Source organism: Anoxybacteroides voinovskiense (genome assembly GCF_014196205.1).
GTDB classification, from domain to species: domain Bacteria; phylum Bacillota; class Bacilli; order Bacillales; family Anoxybacillaceae; genus Anoxybacteroides; species Anoxybacteroides voinovskiense.
Genome location: NZ_JACIDE010000012.1, coordinates 50,678 through 71,318, shown reverse-complemented (window position 1 = coordinate 71,318; position 20,641 = coordinate 50,678). Strand labels below are relative to the sequence as shown.

Here is a 20,641-nt window from a genome sequence, read left to right as displayed (position 1 = left end):
ATCGGGCTTATAAATCATATTTTATATGGAGGTTGTTACAATGGATAAAACATATCGCTTTCCAGACGGATTTTTATGGGGAGGAGCAACGGCAGCAAATCAATTAGAAGGTGCTTATCAGGAAGGGGGAAAAGGACTTAGTATTGCTGATGTATTACCAGGGGGCAAAGTACGACTAAATGTGTTGTCAGGAGATGCATTTAATTTTGAAATTGATCAGTCAAAATATGTATATCCAAACCATGATGGCATTGATTTTTATCATCGGTATAAAGAAGATATTGCTTTATTTGCCGAAATGGGATTTAAAGCGTATCGAATGAGTATTGCGTGGTCAAGAATTTTTCCAAACGGTGACGAATTAACACCAAATGAAGAAGGATTAAAATTTTATGACGATGTATTTGATGAACTTCATAAGTATGGCATTGAACCAATTGTAACGATTTCCCATTATGAAATGCCGCTACATTTAGTGAAAGCTTATGGAGGATGGCGAAACCGTAAACTCATTTCACTTTTCGAGCGATATGCGAAGACATTGTTTGAACGTTATAAAAATAAAGTGAAATATTGGTTAACATTCAATGAAATTAACGGAGCGATTCATTTCCCGATTTTAAGTCTTGGTTTTTTACCAGAAAATGAAGATACTCGCTTGCAACATATTTTCCAAGCATTACATCATCAATTTGTTGCAAGCAGTTTAGCTGTAAAAGCGGCTCACGAAACGATTCCAAATGCGAGAGTCGGATGTATGCTCATTTATGCTCCGACGTATTCCTTTGATTGCCATCCAGAAAATGTTTTACATGCCTTACAAGAAGGTCGTATATTTAACTATTTATGTGGAGATGTACAAGTACGAGGGGAGTATCCAGCCTTCGCAAAACGTTTCTTTAAAGAAAACGGGATTGAACTAGAGATTCATGGTGGAGATCTTGAGTTATTGAAAAAATATCCTGTTGATTTTATTAGTTTTAGCTATTATATGTCTCGTACAGTGAAAAAGATAAAATCACCTGAAGAAATGACATCAGGCAATATTATTGGCGGAGTGAAAAATCCGTTTTTACAAGCAAGTGATTGGGGATGGGAAATTGACCCAATCGGTCTTCGTATTGCGTTGAATGAACTTTATGATCGTTATCAAAAACCTTTGTTCGTTGTTGAAAATGGGCTTGGAGCATATGACAAAGTAGAGGAAGATGGTTCAATCAATGATGATTACCGTATTGATTATTTGCGTGAGCATATTAAGGCGATGGGAGAAGCCATTGAGGATGGAGTAGAGCTCATGGGTTATACGTCATGGGGATGCATTGATTTAGTTAGTGCATCAACTGGTGAGATGAGTAAGCGCTATGGCTATATTTACGTTGATAAACATGATGACGGATCGGGAACTTTGGAGCGGAAAAAGAAGAAATCTTTTTTTTGGTATAAGCATGTAATAGAAACAAACGGGGAAGAAATTTGAAAGAAAAAGAAAGAATAGTCCGAGGCGTTTCTTCTTGACGAAAGAAACGCCTATTTTTTTGCCATCTCCCGTTTGACACGAATGAAGGCAATGAGCTGCATGATTTCGTCTTCTGTCAACCGCTCGCCGTCGACGGTAATCGGAGACGGTGGGTTCGTTAGTTCAATTGCTTGTTGCTCACCGTCGGCGGCGCCAAGTAAATAATCGGTTGTTGTGCCAAATAAAATGGCGAGCTCTTTCACTGCTTCTAACGACGGCTGGCGGTAACCGGATTCATAGCCGGCGTATGTGCTTTTCGCGATGTTTAATTGATCGGCGATATATTGCAATGACCATTTTTTCTTTTTCCGTAACTCCGACAATCGTTTGGCTATCATCGTTTTTCTCCCCCTCTCATCACGAAACGTTCGCGGAACGAATAAAAACACTTGTTATTTTCTTTTTTTCTGAATATAATTGAAACGTAGGTACGCGAATCGCGAACAACTTTACTTATAATGTACACTACATCACACACAAAATACAATAGATTATTTATCACCAATGGGGTGACGATGATGAAAAATATTTTACTACTCGCAACAGGCGGCACGATTGCTTCTGTTCCAAGCGAAGAAGGGCTCACGCCGAAGCTGACGGCAGATGAGCTCACAAGCTACATTACAATCGAAAACCAGCCGTATCGTTTAGACAGCCAAATTTTAATGAACATCGACAGTACGAATATGCAGCCGGAACATTGGCGAGAGATTGCTGAGGCGATTTATCAAAACTACGACAACTACGATGGATTTGTCGTTACGCACGGAACAGATACGATGGCGTATACGGCAGCGGCGTTGTCGTATATGCTGCAAAACGGCAGTAAACCGATTGTATTGACCGGTTCGCAAGTGCCGATTGGCTTTGAGAAAACAGATGCGAAAAAAAATATACGCGATGCGCTCTTGTTTGCGTGTGAAAACGTCGGTGGCGTGTTTGTCGTCTTCGATGGGCGCGTTATTTTAGGCACAAGGGCGGTAAAAATGCGGACGAAAAGTTATGATGCGTTTGAAAGCATTAACCATCCATATATCGCTTATATTCATAACAATCGCATCGACTATCAATATGAGCTCGAACCGACGCACGGAAAGCTACAATTCGATTCATCGCTTTGTCCGGATGTATTTTTGTTAAAACTTCATCCAGGGACGAAACCAGAAATATTTGATTACATTCGCCATTTATATCGCGGCGTCATTATCGAAAGTTTTGGCAGCGGTGGTGTACCATTTCAAGGACGCAACTTGTTGCCGAAAATCAAAGAACTGATTGACGATGGGATGGCGGTCGTTATTACGACGCAATGTTTAGAAGAAGGAGAAGATTTAACATTATATGAAGTCGGACGAAAAGTGGCGCAAAATACGGTCATTTTATCAGGCGATATGAATACGGAAGCGATCGTACCGAAGCTCATGTGGGCGTTAGGGAAAACGATGAATTTGCTTGAGATTAAAACAATCATGGAAACGCCCGTTGCTAATGACATCACACCAAAACAAGAAGAAAGTTGGGATGCGTAAATGATGCAAACAAAAACAGTACGAGTGGAACGCGATTTCCTTGGCGAAAAAGAAATTCCAGCTGACGCGTATTACGGCATTCAAACGATGCGCGCGGCGGAAAATTTTCCGATTACCGGTTACCGTTTGCATCGCGAGCTTATTCAAGCGATGGCGACCGTGAAAAAAGCGGCGGCACTTGCCAATATGGAAACAGGTCAACTGTATCCGCGCATCGGTGAAGCGATTGTCAAAGCAGCTGAAGAAATCATTGCCGGGCAATGGCACGACCAATTCATCGTCGATCCGATTCAAGGTGGCGCGGGCACGTCAATCAATATGAACACGAACGAAGTGATCGCGAATCGCGCACTCGAGTGGCTAGGAGAGCGGAAAGGAAATTACCACGTCATTAGCCCGAATACGCATGTCAACATGTCGCAATCGACAAACGACGTCTTCCCGACAGCCATTCATATCGCGGTATTGAAGATGATCAACCAGTTGCTTCAAACGATGGAACATATGCATGACACGTTCGCCAATAAAGCGAAACAGTTTGACCATGTCATCAAGATGGGGCGGACGCACTTACAAGATGCTGTTCCGATTCGGCTTGGGCAAGAATTTGAAGCGTATCGTCGCGTCGTGAAGCGTGATATGGAGCGCATTGCCCAGTCACGCCAACATCTATATGAAATCAATATCGGGGCGACGGCGGTAGGGACGGGGTTAAACGCCGACCCTGAATATATTGAACGTGTCATGACACATCTCGCTCATTTGACTGGCTTGCCGCTTGTGCGTGCGGAACATCTTGTGGACGCCACGCAAAATACAGATGCGTATACAGAAGTGTCCGCTGCATTAAAAGTATGTATGATTAACATGTCGAAAATCGCCAACGACCTTCGCCTCATGGCGTCCGGGCCGCGCGCAGGGCTAGGAGAAATTACGCTTCCTGCCCGCCAACCAGGGTCATCGATTATGCCAGGGAAAGTAAATCCGGTCATGGCGGAAGTCGTCAATCAAGTGGCGTTTCAAGTGATCGGCAACGACCAAACGATTTGTTTAGCATCAGAAGCAGGACAACTTGAACTAAATGTCATGGAACCGGTACTTGTGTTTAACTTATTGCAGTCGCTTCATATGATGGACAACGTCTTTCGTGTGTTTACGGACTACTGCGTAGCCGGCATTGAAGCAAATGAAGCGAGATTAAAACAACATGTCGAAAACAGCATCGGCATTATTACGGCAGTCAATCCGTACATCGGCTACGAAGCGGCATCACGCATTGCTAGGGAAGCATTACGTACGGGAAAATCTGTTCGGGAATTATGTGTGGAAAATGGTTTGTTAAATGAACAACAGCTGAACGACGTATTAGACCCGTATGCGATGACAAGTCCAGGGATTGCCGGTAAACATCATTGACGACTTATGGCTTGAGGATTTGACAGCCGCATTTTAGCGGCTGTTTTTATAAGCGAAATTTGTCAAAAATGTGACTAAAGTATTAGGAGAAGATTGCTAGAAATTTGTATAATAAACTATAACCCTTTTTTCGAGCAGGGGAGTTAGTACATAGTGTGAAAGAGAGGGACTAGTTATGGCAATACCAAGCGGGGCGAGCATGCATATTACGATTCGCCTGCAGTTTGCGAAACAGTTAGTATCGTTTGGCGATATCGCCACAACGATTGGTCAGGCGGGAGGAGATATTGTCGGCATTGACGTCATTTCCTCGAGCAAAACACATACCGTCCGCGATATTACGGTGAGTGTGCTAGATTCTAAGCATGCAGATTTAGTAGTCGATACGTTGCGCAAAACGAACGGTGTAAAAGTCATTAACGTGTCCGACCGGACGTTTTTAATGCATATCGGCGGGAAAATCGAAGTGGCATCGAAAATCCCAATTAAGACGCGTGACGATTTATCGCGCGTATATACGCCAGGAGTGGCACGTGTATGCACAGCCATTGCCGAAGATCCGAACAAAGCGTATTCGCTAACGATTAAGCGGAATACGGTGGCGGTTGTTTCTGACGGAACGGCAGTACTCGGGTTAGGAGATATCGGTCCACATGCGGCGATGCCGGTCATGGAAGGAAAAGCGATGCTATTTAAGCAGCTCGCTGGCGTCGATGCGTTTCCGATTTGCTTAGATACGAAAGATACGGAAGAAATTATTCAAATTGTGAAAGCAATTGCCCCAGCATTCGGTGGCATTAATTTAGAAGATATTTCCGCACCGCGCTGCTTTGAAATCGAAGAGCGGTTAAAACAAGAGCTTGATATTCCTGTGTTCCATGACGACCAGCACGGGACGGCTGTTGTATTGCTTGCCGGCTTGTTAAATGCGTTAAAAATTGTCGGCAAAAAAATTAGCGACATTAAAGTCGTCTTAACTGGTGTTGGGGCAGCGGGAATTGCCTGCACGAAAATTTTGTTAGCGGCTGGCGTGAAAAACATTATCGGTGTCGATCGCCACGGGGCAATTCATCGTGGGATGGAATATGACAATCCGTATTGGAACGAATATGCGCAAATCACCAACCCCGAAAATTTGAGCGGAACGCTTTCGGATGTGATTAAAGGAGCAGACGTGTTTATCGGGGTATCTGCGCCAGGAATTTTAACAGTAGAAGATATCCAAAGCATGGCAAGTGACCCGATTGTGTTTGCGATGGCAAATCCAATTCCAGAAATTGATCCAGAACTCGCAGAACCATACGTTCGCGTGATGGCGACAGGTCGTTCCGATTATCCGAACCAAATTAATAACGTTCTTTGCTTCCCAGGCATTTTCCGCGGAGCGCTCGATTGTCGGGCAATTGAAATTAATGAAGAGATGAAGCTAGCAGCCGCACAGGCAATTGCTTCGGTCGTGACGGATGAAGAACTGAGTGAAACATATATTATTCCGAGCGTCTTCAATAACAAAGTGGCCGAACGAGTACGTGAAGCGGTCATTAAAGCAGCGTACCAAACAGGAGTGGCACGCAAAGAAGATATTATGTTTAAATTAGAGTAGAAAAAAGCGCCGAAGCCTCTTCCAGAGGTTTCGGTCGTTTTAAAAGGAGGGCGCTATGCTATTTGTATGGCTAATAGTTATCCCGCTCGTTGGTGTGCTATGGTTTTTAAATGTTGTTTTTTTGCTTAAGAAGCTGCACGAGCACCGCGATCCTCACAATCAAATTGTGCTTGGGGCAGTATGGACGTTTTTGTTCATTTTTTCTGTCCGTTTGTTCTTATTGGACAAATGATGGGAATTTTGTCGGAATGAAGCAAGTCCCTTTCTACTAGATAGAAGGGCTGGTATAATAGAGAAAAGAGAGAAAGGGGCTGACATAGGTGGAAACGTATAAACGAACATTGCTTTATCTTTTCCGAAATTATATGATTGGTTCGCTTATTGCGGTCATTGGGGTTGGAAGTACGCTGATGACAATGACGCTTGATGTTATGAAAAGCGATTTATATTTATTGCTTTTTGTGCAATTTATTTCATTATTCATTATGTTTGCATTGGAATATCGCACTTTTCAAAAAGATATTTCCCCGATTCGAACCCTGTTTTTTTCTCCTCACTTTAGCGAACAACAATTTTATTTCGCCCTCGTACAAGCGAAGCGGTTTCCGCTTTTGACGGTGCGGCGTATTTTCATTCCCCATTTTCTCGGATTGTCAATCCCTGCCGTTGTGCTGACGGCGGCGATGATTTATAATGGACTGCTTCATATTCCGTACGTCTATATATGGTATGCGTTGCTTGGAGCTTTTTTAATTGCTAGTTTGCATGCGGTAGTAGAGTTTTTTCTGACCGTTCAAGCGCTGAAGCCGCTCATTCGGGAAATTATTCAAATTGGGAGGCAACATGGTTTAACGGAAGCGGTTGGAGCGACGAATGCCGTTTATGTGCCGATTAAACTCCAGCTGCAAGTAAGCGTTTTGTTTATCGGGACGTTTCCGGTCATTTTGTTTGTTTTGGCAAGCCAAGTGAAAATGACGCTTTCGGCTGCCGACTTTGGCTGGGTGGTAGCGGTATTGTGCATTTCTGTCCTGTTTTCTTTGTTTGCGGCGCACATTTTAGCGAAAGAAATCGAAAGCCCGATTCAAGAGTTGCATAAAAGTATGCAAGGCGTGCAAGCGGAGTCGTTTGAAATGATTTGCGACAATATTTATATTGATGAATTTTCCGAGCTGACGAACGGATTCAACCATATGGTTGATGCGATTTTGCGTCGGGAAGAGAAAAATAAACAATTGCTTGATAGTTTTATTACGGCGATGGTGGCAGCGCTTGACGCCCGCGATACATACACGGCTGGCCATTCGCTTCGGGTGGCGACATATGCATTAGAAATCGGCAAACGCCTACGTCTTCCGGAAGAGCAGCTGCAAAAACTATATAAGTCTGCAATTTTACATGATATTGGAAAAATAGGGATTCCTGATGCGGTGTTGTTAAAAGACGGACGGTTGACGGATGAAGAATTTGCGTGGATTAAAAAACATCCGGTGCTCGGTGAAAATATTTTGCGGCAAGTGCAGCCGATCGAAGAAGTGAAAGATTTGCTTCCGGGCATTCGTTCGCATCATGAGCGAATCGACGGAAAAGGCTATCCAGACGGGTTAAAAGGTGAGCAAATTCCGCTGTTTGGTCGCATTATTGCGGTGGCGGACGCGTTTGACGCGATGACGTCTGACCGTCCATATCGAAAAGGAATGAGCGTCGAAACAGCCGTATCGATTTTGCTAAGCGGCAAAGGAACACAATGGGATGCGGAAATGGTTGATCATTTCGTCGCACACTTACAAGGACAACATCCTCATATATACCCAGAAAGGGTGGGGTAAGGCGGGCAAAAATTTGTCCGTCGTTTTTTATGGTTTAAAAAGTGATGCTTATTCAAAAAATCACCAACATTTTAAAGTGAAAAAGAAAAAAAGTGTATTATAATGGAAGAAAGAGGGGATTTATAGGGGGATTTGAGTAGATGAAGAGAATACGAGTAACAAATAAAGAGAGACTGCAACAATTGAGCTATACGGGGGTGACGGAAGAAAGGTTAGAGTATTTATACGAATATAGGCATATATTATTCTCGCTTATTGATGCGATTGTTAGCGAGTTATACGAAGATATATGGGCGGTTGATTCATTACGTGATATCATCCAGCGCCACTCGACGTTAGCGAGATTAAAAAAAACGCAGGCAGAATATTTACATCAATGTTTTGAGGCAACGATTGATGATGAGTATATTCAAAGACGTTATCGCATCGGAAAAGTTCATTCGGAAATCGGGCTTGATTTAATGTGGTATTTAGCTACTTATACAAAGTACATCGACATTATTTACAAACACGTATCCATCGTGCTCCCTAATGAAGCAACGAATATTTTGCTTGTGGTTCAGGCGATTTTTTCGTTTGATATGCAGCTGACATTAGAAGCGTACAAATCAGTAGAAATTGAAAAAGCTGCCCACCCGCTGCGCTACGAATTGGACAAGCTACGGCAAATGCACGGCTTTACAAATGAAGATTTAGAAAACTTGGATCGATTTAGCGGCTACCTTTCATTTTGTATTGACGATATTATGGCTTATTTTTATCATTCCCTCGTTCGACGGTTAGGGGAAGAAAGTCGGTATAGTTTTTTGCAGACAGAAAAATATTTGACATACGTCCGCAATTTTTTGCTGCAATTTTTTCAAGAAAAAGTGTATTACGATTCGGAAGCCTATTTTTTAATTATTCGCGATTGGAGCCGCCTAATTATTGAGCAACGATATGAGGAAAGTTTTTTCCATATTTCAGCAGAAGCGCTTAGTGAAGCGTTAAAGAAAGTATTTTTAACGAAAGAATATTTGCACGACCCACAAATGGTTTCGTACATTCATTCGTTTGAGCGCTTTTCGAAGTTTACGTTAGCTATTATGGGGGAAATTATTCGTCCGTATTTATTTTTGCGAGATTTTGATTTTTTGGATATTTATGCGTACGAAATTAGTACGATTGATTTCGGGCGGTTGACGTGGATTGACGATAAAATGAAACGATTGCTAAAAACGCTCGGCATTCATGAAGAACATCCGATTGGTCGGCGTTGTTACGAACTGCTCCATAACCGTACGGTTCCTTGTTCAGGCTGTCCAGCTCTAGAAGAAAAATCGGAGCCGATGATGGCGACATTTATGAACGAGCATGGGATAAATTATTATAAAATTCGGATACTGCCACAAACAAAAATTTTTGAACTATCTAGAGCGCTGCTTGTTATTCAAGATGTGACGAAAGAATCGAAAGTGATGTTTGATACGTTAGAGCGGTTGCTACAGTTAGCGGAGTATCGCGATGATGACACGAAAAATCACGTTCATCGCATCGGGATGTTGTCAAGCATGCTTGCTCGGCTGGCTGGATGTGATGAACAGTTCGTGTCGCATATTGAAATCGCTGCTAAATTCCATGATATTGGAAAAGTCGGCATTCCAGATTATATTTTGAACAAACCAGGCAAATTGACAAAAGAAGAATGGGAATCAATGAAAACGCATGTGCTCATTGGGCACCAAATTCTTGCTAACTTAGATTTGCCAGTCATTCAAATGGCGGCAAACATTGCTCGAACGCACCATGAATGGTGGAATGGCGGAGGCTATCCGAACGGGTTAAAAGGAGAAGAAATCCCGTTAGAAGGACGGATTGTCGCTATTGTGGACGTATTTGATGCACTATTATCAAAGCGGGTGTATAAAGATGCGTTCCCGCCAGAAAAAGTAAAAGAAATTTTAATCGATGGACGCGGCAAGCAATTTGATCCGAAGTTAGTGGATCTGTTTGTTTCGATGTGGGATGATTTTTTGATGGCAAGAGAGCGGTTGACATAAAGCGAACAGTGCACAAGCGCTGTTCGCTATGATAGTTTTTTATAGCAAAACCACCAATCAAGGCATTGAACGATTCCTTGTGCTTGTTGTTCGTGGCGTTCTTTTATTTTAGCGACGGTGTCGGCAGGAGGAACGATGACATGGCTACCGATAAGCTGATTGTTCGGCCAGTTTTCTGGCGTGGAAACTCCATATAAATGCGCCGGTTGCAGTGCGTGAACCGAGCATCCTCACGATATCCCTATTTTTATCTACAACCAAAACTAAAAGCATCCCTCTAAATTGGTTTGTTTGCTTTTTCTCTTCTTTTCTTGTGGTATACTAATGAAGAGATTGATTAGAACGGAGAGTTAGCATGGAAGACATTCATGTGGCGGATGTTTGTTTACTAGCAGGGAAAATGATGTTGCAAAGCGGAGCGGAAACGTATCGGGTAGAGGATACGATGGTGCGAATTGCCGCCGCATTTGGCATGCCGCATTCGCACAGCTATGTAACGCCGACGGGAATTATTTTTGCGATTGATGGAGCAGGACCAGCGAGGTTAATCCGCATCGTCGAGCGCTCGACGGACTTACAGAAAGTAACGCTTGTCAACAGCATTTCCCGGCAAATTAGCAACGGCGAATTGTCGCTTGCGGAAGCATATGCACAACTCAAGCAACTCGAAAATAAAAACGTGGCGTATCCGCTTATATGGCAAATGATAGCCGCTTTCGTTGCTAGCGGCTGTTTTGTTGTCATGTTTTCTGGAGCATGGAGCGATGTTTTTCCAGCATGCTTTGCCGGTGGACTCGGTTTTTCCGGCTTGTATTATGTGCATCGGCTTATAAAAACAAAGTTTTTTGCCGAATTTTTTGCAGCGTTTCTTGCTGGGGTTACAGCGGTAGCGCTCGTGAAAATTGGGTTTGGTAGTAACGTTGATAAAATCATTATCGGTTCGGTCATGCCGCTTGTGCCAGGAATGCTAATTACAAACGCGGTGCGCGATTTAATGGCAGGGCATTTAGTCGCTGGATTGTCGAAAGGAGCAGAGGCGTTTTTGACCGCATTTGCCATCGGGACAGGAATTGCCGTTATTTTAGCGATGTAGGGAGGAAAGGATGGACATTAAACAACTTGCAATGAGTTTTATTGCTACGGCCGCGTTTGGTCTCATTTTTAACGTTCCGAAAAACTTGCTTGCCCATTGCGGATTTGTCGGAATGATTGGGTGGTTTATTTACCTTTTGCTAGTCGACTATGGATTAGACTCTGTGTTCGCAACGTTTTTCGCTGCTTTTGTTGTTGCAGTAGGTAGTCAGCTATTGGCAAGGGCTTATAAAACGCCGATGACGGTTTTTAGCGTTTCTGGCATTATACCACTTGTGCCAGGGGGACTGGCGTATGAAGCAATGCGCCATGTTGTCGTCAACGACTACAATATGGCAATTCAGCTGGCTGCGAAAGCGTTTATGCTTTCTGGCGCAATTGCAATGGGGCTCGTTTTTTCGGAAGTAATCAATCAATTGACGAAAACAAAGGGTTCTCGATAAAACCGGGTGTTTCGTACATCTTTCGTAATTGTTTGTTATTGCAACATTTTTTTGAATATTATAATATATTCAAAAGTTATTGTCATCATAGTGGGGAGAGAAAAGATGAGGAGCATACTAGAAAGTATTCAACATGAATTGTGGGAAATCTTTGACCATCTGCACCATCACCCAGAAATTAGCTGGGAGGAAGTAAACACAACAGAATTTTTAAAACAGCAGTTAGTGAAAGAAGGATATCGGGTGCAGACGTTTTCGGATTGTACGGGGGTTGTCGGCGAAATTGGCAGCGGTCCGTTGACCGTCGCGTTGCGAGCAGATATGGACGCTCTTTGGCAAGAAGTGGATGGAGTATGGAAAGCGAACCATTCGTGCGGTCACGATGCCCATATGACGATGGCGTTAGGGGTTGTGAAATTGTTGAACCACCTTAGCTATCGTCCGCCGGGAAAATTAAAAATTTTGTTCCAGCCAGCAGAAGAAACGGGAACCGGCGCGCTAAAAATGATGGAAAAAGGGGTCGTCGATGACGTCGATTTTTTATATGGCGTGCATTTGCGGCCGATTCAAGAATTACGTAGCGGCTATGCGGCGCCTGCGATTTTGCACGGAGCGGCACAAATTATTGATGGTGAAATTAAAGGAGTGGCAGCGCATGCGGCGCGACCACATCTTGGCGTGAATGCGATTGAAGTTGGGAGTGCGCTTGTGCAAGAACTAAGCAAAATCCACATCGATCCACAAGTGCCAGCGTCGATTAAAATGACCCGATTTCATGCAGGGGGGAAAAGCGCCAACATTATTCCAGAACATGCCGATTTTACGCTTGATTTGCGAGCGCAAACGAACGAAACGATGGAACAGCTTGTCGAACATTTACATCATGTCGTCAAAGGGATAGAGATGATTTATGGAGCGGAAATTTCTCTTGAACAAAGTGTTCGAATCGTTGCAGCGAACGTGCATCCAGAGGCACAGAAGCTGATGGAAAAAGCGATTGTTGCAGCAATCGGACAAGAAAAGTGTGCCCCTCCAGTCGTGACATCAGGTGGAGAGGATTTTCACTTTTACTCAGTCATGAAACCAGCATTGAAAACGACGATGCTCGGGCTCGGATGCGACTTAGCGCCAGGTTTGCATCATCCTCATATGACGTTCCGTCGCGACGATTTACTCACCGGAGTGGAAATTTTAGCAAGAACGGTTATGGAAACATTTCGTGTGGCGCAAGCAAAAGGGGAGAACGACGTTGAACATTTCGCTGCAAACAATTAATACGATGGAGCAGTTAACGCAAATGGCGGAGTTAGAGCAACGCGTCTGGAAATCAACGTCCATTCCGCTACATCAAACGCTCACCGTCGCCAAAAACGGTGGCATTATTATCGGGGCGTATGATGCCGAGCGACTCGTCGGTTTTGTTTATAGTTTTCCTGGGTATCGAAATGGCGATGTGTATTTATGTTCGCATATGCTAGGCATTGACGAAGCTTACCGAAACAAAGGGATTGGGTATTTGCTAAAACAAGCGCAAGCGGAGGCGGCGAAAAAATTTGGGTACCCCCTCATTCGCTGGACGTACGATCCACTCGAAAGCCGCAACGCTTATTTAAATATCGTGAAACTTGGCGCGATTTGTTCCGAGTATATCGAAAACTGTTACGGTGAAATGGATGACGCGCTCAACAAGCATCTGCCGTCCGACCGATTTAACGTCGAATGGCATATTCATAGTCGCTACGTACAAGAGCGTCATACATTTGTTTCTTCTATTCGTCGGTCGAAAGAAGCAGAAGTGCTTCATTGGCGTATGCACGAAACAGGTGAGCCGGAAGCGGTCGTACCTTTGAGGGAGTGGGAAACGTGTTCGGAGCAACCGTTTTTATTTGTTCCCATTCCGCGCCATTTTCAATGCATAAAAGAGAAGAACCATGAATTAGCGTTCGATTGGCGCTATAAAACACGCGCTGTATTTACCCGTCTGTTTCAACAAGGATGGGCGGTTGTTGACATCGAGCGCCCAGAAGAAGAACCGGTGCAATATTATGTGCTGATGAAACGAAACACTATTCCGTTATGAGGTGAAACAATGAAAATCAATCGAGTAGTTTTGCGGCATATGCAAATGAAACTAAAAGCGCCGTTTACGACGAGTTTCGGTTCGTTTACGACGAAAGAGTTTATTTTAGTGGAAGCGATTGATGAAGATGGCGTGTCTGGGTGGGGAGAATCAGTAGCATTTCACTCACCTTGGTATAACGAAGAAACGGTGAAAACAAATTGGCATATGTTAGAAGATTTTCTCTTGCCACTTCTATTTCGAGCACCGATTGAACATCCGGATGAGTTAAACAGCCGTTTTTCGGGGATTCGCAAAAACAACATGGCAAAAGCAGCGATAGAAGGGGCGATATGGGATTTATTTGCGAAAAAACAGAATGTACCGTTAAGCGTGGCGCTTGGCGGAACGAAAAAGCAAATTGATGTCGGCATTAGCATCGGGATTCAAAAAAGCATCGACGACTTGTTGCGTATCGTCGAACGCTATGCGTGTGAAGGATATCGACGGATGAAAGTGAAAATTAAGCCAGGATGGGATGTCGAAGTCATTCGCGAACTTCGCCGGAAGTTTCCTGATGTACCGTTAATGGCAGATGCCAACTCGGCATATTCGCTAAAAGACATCGAGCGGTTAAAAGCGCTTGACGAATTTCAATTGCTGATGATCGAGCAACCGCTTGCCGCGGACGATATTGTTGATCATGCTACATTGCAAGCACAATTAAATACCCCTATTTGCCTTGACGAAAGCATTCACTCGTACGAAGATGCCCGAAAAGCAATTGAGCTTGGCAGTTGCCGCATTATGAATATTAAAATTGGACGTGTCGGCGGTTTGACAGAAGCGAAGCGCATCCATGATTTTTGCCAAACGCACCATATCCCGGTTTGGTGTGGAGGGATGCTTGAAGCCGGGGTAGGAAGAGCGCATAATATTGCGATAACTACCCTTTCTAATTTCTGTTTGCCAGGGGACACTGCTGCTTCTTCGTATTATTGGGAGCGAGATATTATTTCTCCTGAAGTAATAGTACATAATGGAACGATTACGGTTCCAGACAATCCAGGAATTGGCTATGATGTTGACCGCCAGCAAGTGGCTCGCTATACAACGTTTGCGAAAACGTATCGCCCATCATTGGACTAACCGATCTGTGCGAGCAGGTCGGTTTTTATTTTTGGAGTATTTTTTTACAAAAAAGCAACAATAGAGATGAACCCGTTGTTTTTTCTATCAGAAAAGAGAAAAAAATTATTGAATTTATCCGTTTTATGCGTTAAAGTATAAAACGGCAAAAGTATTTTTATCGTAAAAATTTTTGCAATTTTCAACAAGAAAAAGCGAGGAGAGACAGCACATGAATTTGTTTCGAAAAAAATCGGTAGAGGCCTTATTGCAAGAGGCCGGAAAGAAAGGGGCATCGCTAAAAAAAGAATTAGGTGCCTTTGATTTAACAATGCTCGGGATTGGCGCGATTATTGGGACAGGCATTTTCGTCTTAACGGGAGTGGCTGCTTCTGAGCATGCGGGACCTGCACTTGTTCTTTCGTTTATTCTTTCTGGTCTGGCGTGCGTGTTTGCGGCGCTTTGTTATGCGGAGTTCGCGTCGACTGTTCCGGTATCAGGAAGTGCGTATACGTACAGCTATGCGACATTTGGTGAATTGATTGCTTGGATTTTAGGATGGGACTTAATTTTAGAGTACGGCGTTGCGTCTTCTGCGGTAGCGGCCGGTTGGTCTGGATATTTCCAAGGGTTGTTAGCGGGATTTGGCATTGAACTTCCGAAAGCATTAACGAGTGCATATGACCCAGCGAAAGGAACGTATATTGATGTGCCAGCGATTTTCATCGTGCTTGTTATTGCCCTTTTATTAACACGTGGAGTGAAAAAATCTGCTCGCTTCAACTCCATCATGGTTATTATTAAAGTAACAGTTGTATTATTGTTCCTTGCGGTTGGTGTATGGTATGTGAAGCCGGCAAACTGGACGCCGTTTATGCCGTTCGGCTTCTCAGGTGTTGCGACAGGGGCAGCGACGGTATTTTTTGCATATATTGGCTTTGACGCGGTGTCTACTGCTGCAGAAGAAGTGAAAAATCCGCAGCGCAACATGCCGATTGGGATTATCGCATCGCTTTTAATTTGTACGGTATTGTATATTGCCGTTTCGCTCGTATTAACAGGCATTGTTCCGTATGACCAATTGAACGTGAAAAACCCTGTAGCGTTTGCGTTAAACTACATTCATCAAGACTGGGTAGCCGGATTTATTTCGTTAGGAGCGATTGCCGGGATTACAACCGTATTACTTGTCATGTTATACGGACAAACTCGTTTATTTTATGCCATCAGCCGGGACGGGTTATTGCCAAAAGTATTTTCGCGCGTTAGCCCAGTAAGACAAGTGCCAGTCGTCAACACGTGGTTAACATGCTTATTCGCTGCCTTCTTTGCCGGTGTCGTTCCGTTGAATAAGCTCGCGGAGCTAACAAATATCGGTACGTTATTTGCGTTTATTACCGTATCGATCGGCGTACTAATTTTACGCAAGACGCAGCCAGATTTAAAACGGGCGTTTAAAACACCGCTTGTTCCAGTTGTTCCATTGTTGGCTGTCGCGTTTTGCGGCTATTTAGTGCTTCAGTTGCCAGCGATGACATGGATTGGTTTCGTGTCGTGGTTATTAGTCGGTCTTGTCGTTTATTTCTTCTATGGTCGGCGTCACAGTACGCTAAACGGACAAGCTCATGCTAATGAAAAAGTTAGCTAAAAACCTCGCCCCTTGGGCGAGGTTTTTTATTAGTTCGTTAACTCTTTAATACCTGTATTAGCTTTGACAAGAATCTCATCGAACTTTTTCTCATCTGCTTTTTTCGATGAGAGGAGTGTGCCGACAATGGCAGCGATAAAGCCTAACGGAATGGACACAATGCCTGGATTTGCAAGTTTGAAAATTGGCTCACCGACGAGAATCGCAACACCAGGCTGTGGTGCCCAGACGTTCGGGCTAAGCGCTACAAGTAAGAGCGAGCTAAACAAGCCGACAAGCATACCAGTAATAGCTCCAGTAGTATTAAAGCGCTTCCAAAAGATCGTTAACAAAATGATTGGCAAGTTCGCGCTTGCTGCTACTGCAAATGCTAAGGCGACAAGGAAAGCAACGTTCATTTTTTGAGCGAATAACGCTAATAAAATAGACAATACTGCAACCCCAATTGATGCCCATCGTGCAGCTAACATTTGTTCTTTTTCCGTCGCCTGCCCATGTCGAATGATGTGGCTATAGAAGTCATGGGCAAAAGCAGAAGCGGCAGATAATACAAGTCCAGCCACAACCGCTAGAATGGTAGCGAAAGCGACCGCAGAAACGAACGCAAACAAGAAATCGCCGCCTAACGCTTCTGCTAGTAATGGTGCCGCCATGTTTCCGGCTGGGTTTGCCGCAACGATTTTATCATAGCCAACGAATGCGGCTGCGCCAAATCCTAAGAAAATCGTCATCACATAGAACAATCCGATAATCCATGTTGCGTACACGACTGATTTGCGAGCAGTTGGTGCATCTTTTACGGTAAAGAAACGAATTAAAATGTGTGGAAGTCCTGCTGTACCTAAGATGAGAGCTAAGTTGAGCGAAATAGTGTCAAGTGGATTTTTAAATTTATTGCCTGGATTTAAAAATGCTTCTTTTAATGGTGTCGCCGTTTTTACTTCGTTAAACATTTTAGCAATGCTAAAATCGAACTTAGCAAATACAATAACGGAAATGACAAACGTCCCAGCCATTAACAAAACAGCTTTGACAATTTGTACCCAGCTGGTGGCCGTCATTCCGCCGAATACGACATAAACGGTCATCAACGTGCCTACGATTAAAACAGCGTAAATGTAGTCAATGCCCAATAAAAGCTTAATAAGGGCGCCCGCCCCGACAAGCTGTGCAATCATGTAAAAAATAGAAATGGAAATCGTATTTAATGCGGCGACACCGCGCACCTTTTTATCATCAAATCTTGCCGCAATCATGTCTGCCATCGTATACTTCCCTAAGTTGCGAAGCGGCTCAGCAACGATATAAAGGACGACAAGGTAAGCAACAAGGAAACCAATGCTGTAGAAAAATCCGTCAAACCCGACTAACGCAATCATCCCTGCAATCCCTAAAAAGGAGGCAGCGGACATGTAATCGCCAGCAATTGCTAATCCGTTTTGCCAACCGGTTAACGCGCTGTCTGCTGTGTAAAACTCGCTCGTTGTTTTTGTCCGTTTGGAAGCAAAGTAGGTAATGACGAGTGTTAGTGCAACGATAATTAAGAATAGAGAAAATGCTAATCCATGCATTAGACATTGCCTCCTTTTACTTCCTGTTTAATTTTTTCAACCATTTCATCAAAGCGTGCAGCCCGTTTTGAATACAACATGCAAAGCGTCCACGTCATAATGAATTGGGCGAAAGCAAACACCCATGCCCAGCTAATTGAACCGAATGCAGGAGTGTTTAACACCGTTGAGTAAGACGTTAAAATCGGTAGCGTAAAATAAAACGCTAAAAAGAACAACGAAAAAGGTAAAATAAATGCGCGTTTTTCTCGCATCAGCTGCTGGAAAGAAGCTGATTGGACTACTTGACTGTAGTCAACGGTTTGTTGCTGTTGGGAAGAAAATTCTTTCACTGCCATAAGTTAACCCCCTCCTCAAAAATGCTTTTTATTTTTCGGGTGAAAAGTGAAATAAAGCGATCCTCCTTTCGTTTAGATGTTCATGATTTTGTCACAAATCCATTATACACTTATCAGAAAAATTTGTAAATTATGAATTTTAAAAAATAAAATTTAAAATTAAAATTTTATTAGAAAAGTTAAATAAATTATTATAGAAAATTAATAATGGCGATTAAATATTAATTTTTCTTAATGATTTAATTTAAAATGAAAAATAATATTTAATTTCTTTATTTTTCAACTTTACAAAAATTATCGAATAGTATACAATCCTAAACGTATAACTTCTGCAATATTCTACAGAAAACGACAAGGGGAGACAGCGGGATGAATTTATTTAGAAAAAAGCCGATTGATGTCCTTCTGAAAGAAGCAGGGGGGAAAGGGGCATCGCTAAAAAAAGAACTAGGTGCCTTTGATTTAACGATGCTTGGGATTGGCGCAATTATCGGTACGGGGATTTTCGTACTTACTGGAGTAGCTGCTGCAGAACATGCGGGACCAGCACTTGTTCTTTCGTTCATTCTTTCAGGTCTTGCGTGCGTATTTGCGGCACTTTGCTATGCAGAGTTTGCTTCGACCGTTCCGGTATCAGGAAGCGCCTATACGTATAGCTACGCAGCTTTCGGGGAACTGCTTGCTTGGATTTTAGGGTGGGACTTAATTTTAGAGTATGGGGTTTCTTCGTCAGCGGTTGCTGCCGGTTGGTCTGGTTATTTCCAAGGATTGTTAGCGGGATTTGGCATTGAACTTCCGAAAGCGCTAACAAGTGCATACGATCCAGCGAAAGGAACGATTATTGATTTACCGGCTATTATCGTTGTTTTATTCATTACATTCTTATTGACGCGCGGTGTGAAAAAATCAGCCCGTTTTAACTCGATTATCGTGGTGATTAAAGTAGCAGTTGTGTTATTGTTCCTTGCGGTTGGTGTATGGTATGTGAAACCAGCAAACTGGACGCCGTTTATGCCGTTTGGCTTCTCAGGCGTTGCGACAGGAGCAGCGACAGTATTTTTTGCATATATCGGTTTTGATGCTGTGTCTACAGCTGCGGAAGAAGTGAAAAATCCACAACGTAATATGCCAATCGGAATTATTGCGTCCCTATTAGTTTGTACGATTTTGTATATTGCCGTTTCGCTTGTATTAACAGGGATTGTTCCGTATGACCAATTGAACGTGAAAAACCCTGTAGCGTTTGCGTTAAACTACATTCATCAAGATTGGGTAGCCGGGTTTATTTCGTTAGGAGCAATTGCCGGAATCACAACGGTATTGCTTGTCATGATGTACGGTCAAACTCGTTTATTTTATGCCATCAGCCGTGATGGGTTATTGCCAAAAGTATTTTCGCGCGTTAGCCCAGTAAGACAAGTGCCATTTGTGAACACATGGCTAACAGGCTTATTAGTAGCGTTCTTTGCAGGGGTTGTACCGTTAAATAAATTGGCGGAGCTAACGAACATTGGAACGTTGTTTGCGTTCATCGTTGTTTCTGTCGGTGTGCTTGTTTTACGCAAAACACAGCCGGATTTGAAACGAGCGTTTAAAACACCGCTTGTTCCACTTGTTCCGCTATTAGCAGTAGCGTTTTGCGGCTATTTAGTACTTCAGTTGCCAGCGATGACATGGATTGGTTTCGTTTCATGGCTATTGATTGGTCTTATTATTTATTTCGTTTATGGTCGCCGTCATAGTACGCTAAATGAACAAGCGAATGTAAACGAAAAAGTAAGCTAATGTCAAAAGGTCTTTGCCGGGAATCGGCGAAGGCCTTTTTGGCTAATTCGGCTTTTTTTGGTATAATGGAAACATGATGACGAAATAGAGGTGAGGATAGTGATTAGTGAAAAGTTGTTGCAAGGATTAAATGAGCAAATGAATTTTGAATTTTTTTCTGCCCATGCATATATGGCGATGGCAGCGTATTGTTCTGCAGAAAGCCTAGATGGATTTGCTAACTTTTTTTTAGTGCAGGCGGAAGAAGAACGGTTTCACGCGATGAAGTTTTACAACTTTATTAATGCGTTAGGGGAGCGAGCGATTATTACAGGCTTTGATTCACCGAATAACGATTTTACGTCTGTGTTGGACTGTTTTGAAAAAGCGCTCGTGCAAGAAAAAGAAGTGACGAAACGAATTTACCAGTTGTCTGATATTGCGTGGGACGAGCGGGAGCATGCGACGATTAACTTTTTAAAATGGTTTATTGATGAGCAAGTAGAAGAGGAAGCGATGTTTGATAATATTATCCAAAAGTTGCGTCGTATCCAAAATGACAATAACGCAATGTTTATGCTCGATAGCGAGTTTGCCAAACGGACGTTTACCCCAGAAACGCAAGCATAAGGAGAGGCTGTTCCATGATGGGACAGCCTCTTTGCC

The 20,641-nt window shown here is 43.2% G+C and carries 19 protein-coding genes; 15 read left to right on the top strand and 4 right to left on the bottom strand.

Translation table 11 applies throughout. The features are described 5' to 3' along the window. The first annotated feature begins 40 nt into the window (after positions 1 to 40). Positions 41 to 1,480 carry a glycoside hydrolase family 1 protein gene (locus GGR02_RS09855; RefSeq protein ID WP_183184553.1) on the top strand — a complete coding sequence of 480 codons (1,440 nt, stop codon included), beginning with the start codon at positions 41 to 43 and terminating at the stop codon, positions 1,478 to 1,480. A 50-nt stretch (positions 1,481 to 1,530) separates the two neighbouring features. Here the strand turns inward: GGR02_RS09855 and GGR02_RS09850 are convergent, their stop codons facing one another. Beyond that, the gene (locus tag GGR02_RS09850) at positions 1,531 to 1,857 is read right to left on the bottom strand and encodes a helix-turn-helix domain-containing protein (protein ID WP_183184552.1); all 327 of its coding nucleotides are present in this window, start codon (positions 1,855 to 1,857) and stop codon (positions 1,531 to 1,533) included. 180 nt (positions 1,858 to 2,037) lie between these two features. Here GGR02_RS09850 and GGR02_RS09845 point away from each other — a divergent pair, with 180 nt between their 5' ends. The 6 genes from GGR02_RS09845 to GGR02_RS09820 all read left to right on the top strand — a co-directional run bounded on the left by GGR02_RS09845 (position 2,038) and on the right by GGR02_RS09820 (position 9,932). After that, a complete protein-coding gene (locus tag GGR02_RS09845) occupies positions 2,038 to 3,048 on the top strand; it encodes an asparaginase (RefSeq protein WP_183184551.1) in 1,011 nt (336 codons plus the stop codon). Beyond that, positions 3,049 to 4,464, top strand: a complete 1,416-nt coding sequence (gene aspA, locus GGR02_RS09840) for an aspartate ammonia-lyase (protein WP_183184550.1) — start codon at positions 3,049 to 3,051, stop codon at positions 4,462 to 4,464. Between the two features lie 175 nt (positions 4,465 to 4,639). After that, complete coding sequence (locus GGR02_RS09835; protein ID WP_183184549.1) at positions 4,640 to 6,067, top strand: NAD-dependent malic enzyme; 1,428 nt, start codon at positions 4,640 to 4,642, stop codon at positions 6,065 to 6,067. A gap of 55 nt (positions 6,068 to 6,122) precedes the next feature. After that, entirely contained in the window at positions 6,123 to 6,299 is a 177-nt protein-coding gene (locus GGR02_RS09830; protein WP_183184548.1) for a hypothetical protein, read from the top strand. A gap of 88 nt (positions 6,300 to 6,387) precedes the next feature. After that, positions 6,388 to 7,893, top strand: coding sequence for an HD-GYP domain-containing protein (locus tag GGR02_RS09825; RefSeq protein WP_183184547.1), 1,506 nt, complete (start codon positions 6,388 to 6,390; stop codon positions 7,891 to 7,893). 140 nt (positions 7,894 to 8,033) lie between these two features. Beyond that, positions 8,034 to 9,932 carry a protoglobin domain-containing protein gene (locus GGR02_RS09820; RefSeq protein ID WP_183184546.1) on the top strand — a complete coding sequence of 633 codons (1,899 nt, stop codon included), beginning with the start codon at positions 8,034 to 8,036 and terminating at the stop codon, positions 9,930 to 9,932. Positions 9,933 to 9,958: 26 nt separating this feature from the next. Here the strand turns inward: GGR02_RS09820 and GGR02_RS17850 are convergent, their stop codons facing one another. Continuing rightward, a complete protein-coding gene (locus tag GGR02_RS17850; RefSeq protein WP_183184566.1) occupies positions 9,959 to 10,144 on the bottom strand; it encodes a hypothetical protein in 186 nt (61 codons plus the stop codon). A gap of 143 nt (positions 10,145 to 10,287) precedes the next feature. Between GGR02_RS17850 and GGR02_RS09810 the strand changes: the two genes are divergently transcribed. The 6 genes from GGR02_RS09810 (at position 10,288) to GGR02_RS09785 (ending at position 16,302) form a co-directional block, all read left to right on the top strand. Continuing rightward, positions 10,288 to 11,025: a threonine/serine exporter family protein gene (locus GGR02_RS09810; protein WP_183184545.1), complete on the top strand. Its 738-nt coding sequence runs from the start codon at positions 10,288 to 10,290 to the stop codon at positions 11,023 to 11,025. 10 nt (positions 11,026 to 11,035) lie between these two features. Next, positions 11,036 to 11,467: a threonine/serine exporter family protein gene (locus GGR02_RS09805; protein WP_183184544.1), complete on the top strand. Its 432-nt coding sequence runs from the start codon at positions 11,036 to 11,038 to the stop codon at positions 11,465 to 11,467. Between the two features lie 105 nt (positions 11,468 to 11,572). Next, positions 11,573 to 12,742, top strand: coding sequence for a M20 peptidase aminoacylase family protein (locus GGR02_RS09800; protein ID WP_183184543.1), 1,170 nt, complete (start codon positions 11,573 to 11,575; stop codon positions 12,740 to 12,742). Further along, positions 12,717 to 13,547: a GNAT family N-acetyltransferase gene (locus tag GGR02_RS09795; RefSeq protein WP_183184542.1), complete on the top strand. Its 831-nt coding sequence runs from the start codon at positions 12,717 to 12,719 to the stop codon at positions 13,545 to 13,547. The genes GGR02_RS09800 and GGR02_RS09795 overlap by 26 nt, the downstream gene beginning before the upstream one ends. A gap of 9 nt (positions 13,548 to 13,556) precedes the next feature. Further along, a complete protein-coding gene (gene menC / locus GGR02_RS09790) occupies positions 13,557 to 14,675 on the top strand; it encodes an o-succinylbenzoate synthase (protein WP_183184541.1) in 1,119 nt (372 codons plus the stop codon). A 211-nt stretch (positions 14,676 to 14,886) separates the two neighbouring features. Then, positions 14,887 to 16,302, top strand: a complete 1,416-nt coding sequence (locus GGR02_RS09785) for an amino acid permease (protein ID WP_183184540.1) — start codon at positions 14,887 to 14,889, stop codon at positions 16,300 to 16,302. 29 nt (positions 16,303 to 16,331) lie between these two features. Here the strand turns inward: GGR02_RS09785 and GGR02_RS09780 are convergent, their stop codons facing one another. Beyond that, the gene (locus GGR02_RS09780) at positions 16,332 to 17,873 is read right to left on the bottom strand and encodes a solute symporter family protein (protein ID WP_183184539.1); all 1,542 of its coding nucleotides are present in this window, start codon (positions 17,871 to 17,873) and stop codon (positions 16,332 to 16,334) included. Beyond that, the gene (locus GGR02_RS09775; protein WP_183184538.1) at positions 17,873 to 18,211 is read right to left on the bottom strand and encodes a DUF485 domain-containing protein; all 339 of its coding nucleotides are present in this window, start codon (positions 18,209 to 18,211) and stop codon (positions 17,873 to 17,875) included. The genes GGR02_RS09780 and GGR02_RS09775 overlap by 1 nt, the downstream gene beginning before the upstream one ends. 369 nt (positions 18,212 to 18,580) lie before the next feature. Between GGR02_RS09775 and GGR02_RS09770 the strand changes: the two genes are divergently transcribed. Then, positions 18,581 to 19,996 (top strand): amino acid permease, encoded by a 1,416-nt coding sequence (locus GGR02_RS09770; protein WP_183184537.1) that lies wholly within the window; start codon positions 18,581 to 18,583, stop codon positions 19,994 to 19,996. A 99-nt stretch (positions 19,997 to 20,095) separates the two neighbouring features. Beyond that, the gene (locus tag GGR02_RS09765) at positions 20,096 to 20,605 is read left to right on the top strand and encodes a ferritin (protein WP_183184536.1); all 510 of its coding nucleotides are present in this window, start codon (positions 20,096 to 20,098) and stop codon (positions 20,603 to 20,605) included. Positions 20,606 to 20,641 lie beyond the last annotated feature (36 nt).

Excerpts from the sequence above, each read along its gene's own strand:
- GGR02_RS09845 (WP_183184551.1), top strand. The coding sequence starts at position 2,038 with ATGAAAAATATTTTACTACTCGCAACAGGCGGCACGATTGCTTCTGTT.
- aspA (WP_183184550.1), top strand. The coding sequence starts at position 3,049 with ATGATGCAAACAAAAACAGTACGAGTGGAACGCGATTTCCTTGGCGAA.
- GGR02_RS09775 (WP_183184538.1), bottom strand. The coding sequence starts at position 18,211 with ATGGCAGTGAAAGAATTTTCTTCCCAACAGCAACAAACCGTTGACTAC.
- menC (WP_183184541.1), top strand. The coding sequence starts at position 13,557 with ATGAAAATCAATCGAGTAGTTTTGCGGCATATGCAAATGAAACTAAAA.
- GGR02_RS09780 (WP_183184539.1), bottom strand. The coding sequence starts at position 17,873 with ATGCATGGATTAGCATTTTCTCTATTCTTAATTATCGTTGCACTAACA.
- GGR02_RS09805 (WP_183184544.1), top strand. The coding sequence starts at position 11,036 with ATGGACATTAAACAACTTGCAATGAGTTTTATTGCTACGGCCGCGTTT.
- GGR02_RS09770 (WP_183184537.1), top strand. The coding sequence starts at position 18,581 with ATGAATTTATTTAGAAAAAAGCCGATTGATGTCCTTCTGAAAGAAGCA.
- GGR02_RS09855 (WP_183184553.1), top strand. The coding sequence starts at position 41 with ATGGATAAAACATATCGCTTTCCAGACGGATTTTTATGGGGAGGAGCA.
- GGR02_RS09785 (WP_183184540.1), top strand. The coding sequence starts at position 14,887 with ATGAATTTGTTTCGAAAAAAATCGGTAGAGGCCTTATTGCAAGAGGCC.
- GGR02_RS09850 (WP_183184552.1), bottom strand. The coding sequence starts at position 1,857 with ATGATAGCCAAACGATTGTCGGAGTTACGGAAAAAGAAAAAATGGTCA.
- GGR02_RS09830 (WP_183184548.1), top strand. The coding sequence starts at position 6,123 with ATGCTATTTGTATGGCTAATAGTTATCCCGCTCGTTGGTGTGCTATGG.
- GGR02_RS09810 (WP_183184545.1), top strand. The coding sequence starts at position 10,288 with ATGGAAGACATTCATGTGGCGGATGTTTGTTTACTAGCAGGGAAAATG.
- GGR02_RS09800 (WP_183184543.1), top strand. The coding sequence starts at position 11,573 with ATGAGGAGCATACTAGAAAGTATTCAACATGAATTGTGGGAAATCTTT.
- GGR02_RS09820 (WP_183184546.1), top strand. The coding sequence starts at position 8,034 with ATGAAGAGAATACGAGTAACAAATAAAGAGAGACTGCAACAATTGAGC.
- GGR02_RS09835 (WP_183184549.1), top strand. The coding sequence starts at position 4,640 with ATGGCAATACCAAGCGGGGCGAGCATGCATATTACGATTCGCCTGCAG.